Here is a 6,807-nt window from a genome sequence, read left to right as displayed (position 1 = left end):
CAACGCTGCCCAGGCCAACAGTTGGGAGGCGCTGCCGATCTTCATCGCCGGCCTGTTCGTGGCCCATCAGCACCAGGCCGCACAGGCCACCGTGGACCTGCTGGCGCTGGGCTTCATCGCCGCTCGACTGGCCTTCGTCGGGCTGTATCTGGCCGACCAGGCCTCGCTGCGCTCGCTGGTGTGGGTGGCCGGCCTGGCGGCCTGCGTCGCGCTGTTCTTCGTGGGCTGAGGCCAGCCGCGAGCTGCTCAGGGCGCCGCAGCGGCCACCACGTTGCGGCCCTTGCCGCCGCTGGCGGTCTTGACGGCCTTGGTCGTTGGCTTGGCGGATGCCTTGGCCACCTTGGCTGCCGGGGCCTTGGCCACCGCCGCGGTCTTGCGCGCGGGTGCGGCCTTGCGGCTGGACGCGACTGCCCGGGCCGGCGCCGGGGCCGTGTAGACGACGATCGCCTGGCCCGGCTTGAAACGCGCGTTCTTGCCCACCTTGTTCCACTGCGCGACCTGCTCGGCGCGCACCTTGTAGCGCGCGGCCACGCCGGCCACGGTGTCGGCCTTGCCAGCCTTCAATGTCACGCGGCGCAGCGGCGGTGCGTCGGGCGCAAGACTCAGGCTGGCCGTGTCGGCCAGGCGCTCCGAAACGTCGGTATGGACATGTTCGCCGCGAGGCACCAGCAGTGTTGAGCCGGCCTTGACCAGCATCTTCGGCGGGATACGGTTGATCTCGCGCAGCAGGCTCTCGGGCATGCCGGCGCGCTTGGCCGCATCGGCGGGGCTCATCGTCTTGGGCACGACCCAGGCCGTCCAGCTTGCGAGCGGGCCGTTGTGCCGCGCCAGGTTCTCGGCGAAGGCGCTGGCCTGGTCGTAGGGCAGCAGGACCTGCGGCGTGGCCGCGGCCAGGATCACCGGCTTGTTCATCTGCGGGTTGAATTGCTGGAAGGTCTCCAGCGAGATGCCGGCGAGCTGGGCGGCCAGGGCGACGTCGATGTCGCGATCGACCTTGACGCTGAGGAAGAAGGGGTGGTTGGCCACCACCGGCAGCGCCAGCGCATACCGTTCCGGCGCGAAGACGATGTTCTTCACGGCCTGCAGCTTGGGCACGTAGTAGCGCGTCTCGTCGGGCATCTTCAGACTGGCGTAGTCCGTCGGCAAGCCCAGGCGCTGGTTGCGGGCGACGGCCTTCTGCACATTGCCCTGGCCCCAGTTGTAGGCGGCCAACGCGAGGTGCCAGTCGCCGAACTGCTTGTAGAGCCGGCCCAGGTAATCCAGCGCCGCGCGCGTGGACGCGAGCACGTCCCGGCGATCGTCGCGGAAGATGTTCTGTTTGAGGTCGAAGTCGCGGCCCGTGGCGGGCATGAACTGCCACATGCCGGTGGCCTTGGCGGAGGACACCGCGTGGGTGACGAAGGCGCTTTCGACGAAGGGCAGCAGCGCCAGCTCCGTGGGCATGCCGCGCTTCTCGACCTCCTCGACGATGTGAAAGAGGTAGCGGCTGCCACGCGAGGTCATGCGCTCGACGTAGTCGGGTCGGGCGCTATACCAGGCCTCGGCCTTGCGCACCCAGTCGTCGTCCAGGTCCTGCAGCTGGAAGCCCAGGCGCACACGTGCCCAGAGGTCGGCATTGACGTCGGGGCCGTCGAGGTCGATCTTCTCGCCGGGGCGCAGGTTGTCTTCCAGCAGCTCGGCCGCGATGGAGCGTACCGGCGTGGGCGCGGCCAGCAGCATGGGCGCGGGGCTGGGCTCGGCGGTGGCGGGGGGAGGCGGGGGCGGGGAGTCCGGAGCGTTGGGCTCGACGGGCGGGGTGGTTGTGGCGCAGGCGGCGAGGAGCGCGGCCAGGAGAATCGCCGAAAGACGCGAGAGCGCCTTCGGCGGCGAGAGGGGTTGGAGCAGTGTCATCGGAATCCGTTCTTCCATTCGCGCAGCGCGGCGAATACATCGACCGGGCTTGGCGCGGCCGGGAGTTTGAGGGGGGCGTGGCGGCGGGCAGCTTCACGCAGAGCCGGCTCGGCACAGCGGAGGAAAGGGTTGATGCGGACTTCGGTGCCGAGGCGGGCCGGCAGCGTCGGCCGGCCGGCGGCGCGCTGAGTCTCGCAGCGGGTGGCGTATTCGGCCAGCGCCACATTGCCGGGGTCCACCTCGCGCGCGAAGCGCAGGTTGGACAAGGTGTACTCGTGGGCGCAGCAGACTCGCGTCTCGGGCGGCAGCGCGGCCAGCGACTGTAGCGAGGCGTGCATCTGCGCTGGCGTGCCCTCGAAGAGGCGGCCGCAGCCTGCGCTGAACAGGGTGTCGCCGCAGAACAGCAGCGGTTCGGCGCCGGGCGCCTCGGCCGCGAAGTAGGCGATGTGACCGGCCGTGTGGCCCGGCACGTCCATCACGGCGAACTGCAGACCGAGCAGCGCCACGCTGTCGCCGCCCTGCACGCGCTGCACCGGCTCGGGCAGCTTCTCGTGGACGGGGCCATAGATGGGGCCATGCAGGCGCGGGCGCAGCGCGTCAACGCCGCCGACGTGATCACCGTGGTGGTGGGTCAATAGAATGCCCGCGAGCGTCAGGCCCCGGGCATCCAGGGCCGCCAGCACCGGCGCGGCATCACCGGGATCGACGACGATGGCCTCACGGCCATTGTCGAGCAGCCAGAGGTAGTTGTCGTCGAAAGCGGGGACAGGCGTGAGCGTCAAACTGAGCGTCAATGTGGCGCCAACCCATGACAGATAAAGCGCCGAGTATAGATTTGGCAGCCTGGCTGCAGACCCCGCCCGGGCGTCATTTGCTGGCCTGGGAGCAGACCCAGGTCGACGCGGTCGTGGCCGACCTGTTCGGGTTTCATGCGCTGCAGCTGGGTCTGCCCGAACTTGACGGCCTGCAGACCAACCGCATGCCGCACCGCTGGCTGGCTGGCCGAGACCTGCTGTGTGACTTTGACGCGCTGCCCTTCGAAAGCGCCAGCCTCGACCTCGTGCTGCTGCCGCATGCGCTGGAGCTGGCCTGCGACGCCCATGCCCTGTTGCGCGAGGTGGAGCGAGTGCTGAGACCCGAGGGGCGGCTCATCGTCTTCGGCCTGAATCCGGCCAGTCTCTGGAGCCTGCGCCAGAACCTCGGCCGGCTCAGGCGCCGCGGCGAACCCTACCTACCCAGCGAAGGCGACTTCATCGGCTACTGGCGGCTGCGCGACTGGCTCAAGCTGTTGAGCTTCGACGTCGAGGCAGCTCGCTTCGGCATCTACCGTCCTCCGCTGCGCTCAGAAGCGTGGCTGCAGCGCTGGCGCTGGGTCGATGGCGTCGGTTCGCGCTGGTGGCCGGTGCTGGGCGCCGTCTACTTCATCCAGGCGGTCAAGCGCGTGCAGGGCATGCGCATGATCGGCCTGGCCAAAAACTCGCGTGCGGCGGCCAAAAAGGCGCCCGCTGTCGCGTTGAGCAACCACCACAAGAAGAAATGACCGATACCTCCAAGCCTGCCGTCACGATCAAGCGGCCGCAGGTCACCATCTATACCGACGGCGCCTGCAAGGGCAATCCTGGGCCCGGGGGCTGGGGCGCCTGGCTCAGCAGCGGAGGCCATGACAAGGAACTCTTTGGCGGCGAGTCGGGCACGACCAACAACCGTATGGAGCTGACCGCCCCCATCGAGGCGCTCGCCTCGCTCAAGCGCAGTTGCGACGTCATCATCTATCTGGACAGCGAGTACGTGCGCAAGGGCATCACTGAATGGATCATCAACTGGCAACGCCGTGGCTGGAAGACGGCCGACGGCAAGCCGGTGAAGAACGCCGATCTGTGGCAGCGGCTGGATGCGCTGAGGAAGCTGCACCATGTCGACTGGCGCTGGGTCAGGGGCCACGCCGGCGACCCGGGGAACGAGCGCGCTGACATGTTGGCCAACAAGGGCGTGGCATCCCTCAGTAAAGTCCGCGCCACCTAAGACTCCTGGGAACCCGCCGATGAAGCTTCTGCCCCCACTGTTCGCGCTGCTGCTGGCCGGTGCCGCTCAGGCCCAGACCTACACCGTGCTGTGCGCCAAGGCGGTTTGCGGTCAGCTCCGGGTCGCGGAGTCGGCCGGTCGGCTGGACGTGGACTACAACTACCGCAACAACGGCCGCGGGCCTGACCAGAAGGAGGTGCTCGAGATCGCGCCCGACGGGACCTGGACGGGCTATCGCACCGAGGGTGTGTCGACTTACGGCGCACGCATCGATGAGCGCTTCGAGCTGAAGGACGGCCGCGCAAGCTGGCGCTCGCCGGTGGACCAGGGCGAACGGCAGGACGCGGGGCGGGACCTCGTCTACCTGCCGGTGCAGGCCAGCCCCGCCTGGGCCGCCCGGATCGCGCAGACGCTGCTGCAGCGCCCCGGCCAGCGCGCCACCGCACTGCCCGTCGGCCAGCTCGGCATCGAACGCGTGCAGGCGCTCAAGCCCGCCAGCGCCGGCTTCGAGGTGGGCCTCTACGCCGTGGAGGGCCTGGACCTCGAGCCCGCCTATCTCTGGCTGCGCGAGGACAACCATACGTTGTTCGCCAAGATCGACCCCGGCTGGGGCGGCACGCTTCTGCAGGGCTTCGAGGCGGAGATGGACCGTCTCTCCGACGCGCAGAAGACGGCGCAACTGGCACGATTGGAGCGCCTGGCCCGGACTCTTCCCAGGCCCCTGCCGGGCCTCACCGTCATCGAAGGCGTGCGCTGGTTCGATTCGCAGGCGGCCGTGCTCCGTGGGCCATCGGACGTCTATGTCTACGAAGGCCGCATCGCGGCCATCGCCCAACCTGGCAGCCTCGGCAACGCCGGGCCGGCCCAGCGTATCAGCGGCAAGGGTCGTACGCTGTTGCCCGGCTTCGTCGACATGCACACCCACCTCGACGCCAGTGCGCTGCTGCTGAACCTGGCCTCGGGCGTGACGGCGGTCCGCGACGTTGGCAACAGCAATGCCGACCTGGCTGAGCTGCGCGGCCGCATCGAGCGTGGCGAGGTGCTGGGTCCGCGTATCGCGGCCAACGGCTTCATCGAGGGCAAAAGCCCGTTCTCGTCGCAGGCCGACTTCGTTCCTGACAACCTGGTCGACGCGCTGGCGGCCATCGATTGGTACGCCGCCCATGGCTACCGCCAGCTCAAGCTCTACAACTCCATCCGCCCCGAGTGGGTGAAACCCATGGTGGCGCATGCGCGGTCGCTGGGCCTGCGCACAGGCGGCCATGTGCCGGCCTTCATGACGGCGCGCGAGGCCGTCGAGGCCGGCTACGACGAGTTGCACCACATCAACCAGGTCACGCTGAACTTCCTTGTCGGCAAGGGGGACGACACGCGCACATTGCTGCGCTTCAACCTGGTGGGCGACAAGGCGGCCGATCTCAAGCTCAACGACCGTCGCACCCAGGAGTTCATTGCGCTGCTCAAGAAGAAGGGCACCGTCGTGGACGCGACGATGACCGCCTTCGAGGCCCAGTACACGCAGCGCCAGGGCCAGCCCAACCCGAGCTACACGATGGTGGCTGCCAACCTGCCGGCCGTCGTCCAGCGCAGTTTCCTGTCCGCCGAGGTCGACATGGACGATGCCAAGGCGCGGCGCTGGGGCGCGAGTTGGAAGGTCATGATGGACCTGCTGCGCCGCATGCACGCGGCCGGCATTCCGCTGGTGGCCGGAACCGACGCTACGCCGGGCCTGGCGCTGCAGCGCGAGCTGGAGCTGTACGTACAGGCGGGCATCCCGCCCGCGCAGGCACTGAAGATCGGCACCTGGAACGGCGCGAAGTACAGTGACCGGCTGAGCGAGATCGGCAGCATCGAGCGCGGCAAGCGTGCCGACCTCGTGCTGGTGGACGGTGACCCGGTGGCCGACATCCGCGCCATCCGCCGCATCGCGCTGGTCATCCAGGGCCAGAACAACGAAACCCGGGCGCTGTTGCCGTCCGCGCTTTACCAGGCCATGGGCATCCAGCCCTTCGTGCCTGCGGCCGAGATCACGAAATGAAGCTTCTCGTCGCGCTGCTGATGGCGCTTCCCCTGGTCGGCCAGGCCGACACCACGCTGCGCTTCTGCGCCGCCGGCAGCCCCAAGACCTTCGACCCGGCGATGACCGACAGCGGCATCGATCATGTCGCCCATCTGCCCATCTTCAGCACCCTCATCGAGGTCAAGCGCGGCACGGATCAGCTGATCCCCGGCCTGGCTACGAGTTGGAGCATCAGCCCTGATGGTCTGGCCTACACCCTGGAGCTGCGCCGCGGTGTCAGCTGGCATACCGCCGAGGGCTTCAAGCCCTCGCGCGAGTTCAATGCCGACGACGTCGTCTTCACCTTTGGCCGCCTGCTCAGCCGGGACAGTGCCTTCGCCAAGGCTTTCCCCAGCGTGTCGCCCTATGTCGTCTCCTTCGGCTGGGAGAAGCTCATCCAGAAGGTCGAGAAGCTCGGCGAACACCAGGTGCGCATCACGCTCGCTGAACGCGACGCCTCCTTCCTGTCGGCACTGAGCTTCGCGTTCACGATGATCCAGTCAGCTGAGCTCGGCGCCCAGCTGCTCAAGGCCGGCACGCCGCAGCGCATCGCGCAGATGCCGGTCGGCACAGGACCCTTCCAGTTCAAGAGCTTCCGCGCCGACAGCGTCATCCGCTACGTGAAGCATGCGAGCTGGTGGCGCAAGGATGAGCGGCCGCGTGCCGATCAGCTCGTCTACGCGATCACCACCGACGCCAGCGTGCGCGCGCAGCGGCTCAAGCGCGACGAATGCGATATCGCCGCACCTGTTGGCCCCGCAGAGCTGGAAATGCTGAAGAAGGATCCGGCGATCAAGCTCGCGACGGCACCGGGCATGAACATTGGCCTGCTGGCC

At 68.4% G+C, this 6,807-nt stretch carries 7 protein-coding genes; 5 read left to right on the top strand and 2 right to left on the bottom strand.

The window, feature by feature from the left end:
• Positions 1 to 229 (top strand): MAPEG family protein (locus VGF12_RS02630; protein WP_331174493.1); only part of this gene is annotated, 229 nt, incomplete at its 5' end.
• Positions 230 to 246: 17 nt separating this feature from the next.
• Here VGF12_RS02630 and VGF12_RS02625 read toward each other — a convergent pair.
• Together VGF12_RS02625 and gloB are read right to left on the bottom strand one after the other, a co-directional pair.
• Positions 247 to 1,890 carry a transglycosylase SLT domain-containing protein gene (locus tag VGF12_RS02625; RefSeq protein WP_414709985.1) on the bottom strand — a complete coding sequence of 548 codons (1,644 nt, stop codon included), beginning with the start codon at positions 1,888 to 1,890 and terminating at the stop codon, positions 247 to 249.
• Entirely contained in the window at positions 1,887 to 2,672 is a 786-nt protein-coding gene (gene gloB / locus VGF12_RS02620; protein ID WP_331174491.1) for a hydroxyacylglutathione hydrolase, read from the bottom strand. The genes VGF12_RS02625 and gloB overlap by 4 nt, the downstream gene beginning before the upstream one ends.
• Positions 2,673 to 2,698: 26 nt before the next feature.
• Between gloB and VGF12_RS02615 the strand changes: the two genes are divergently transcribed.
• The 4 genes from VGF12_RS02615 to VGF12_RS02600 all read left to right on the top strand — a co-directional run.
• Complete coding sequence (locus tag VGF12_RS02615; protein ID WP_331174490.1) at positions 2,699 to 3,430, top strand: class I SAM-dependent methyltransferase; 732 nt, start codon at positions 2,699 to 2,701, stop codon at positions 3,428 to 3,430.
• Entirely contained in the window at positions 3,427 to 3,912 is a 486-nt protein-coding gene (gene rnhA, locus VGF12_RS02610; protein WP_331174489.1) for a ribonuclease HI, read from the top strand. The genes VGF12_RS02615 and rnhA overlap by 4 nt, the downstream gene beginning before the upstream one ends.
• Positions 3,913 to 3,931: 19 nt before the next feature.
• Positions 3,932 to 5,950 carry an amidohydrolase family protein gene (locus VGF12_RS02605; protein ID WP_331174488.1) on the top strand — a complete coding sequence of 673 codons (2,019 nt, stop codon included), beginning with the start codon at positions 3,932 to 3,934 and terminating at the stop codon, positions 5,948 to 5,950.
• Positions 5,947 to 6,807: ABC transporter substrate-binding protein (locus VGF12_RS02600; protein ID WP_331174487.1), on the top strand; the 861-nt coding region annotated here is incomplete at its 3' end. The genes VGF12_RS02605 and VGF12_RS02600, both read left to right, overlap by 4 nt.

Source organism: Roseateles sp. (assembly GCF_036404855.1).
GTDB lineage: Bacteria > Pseudomonadota > Gammaproteobacteria > Burkholderiales > Burkholderiaceae_C > Pelomonas.
The sequence above is the reverse complement of the archived record's forward strand: the minus strand, read 5'-3'. Positions and strand labels throughout refer to the sequence as shown.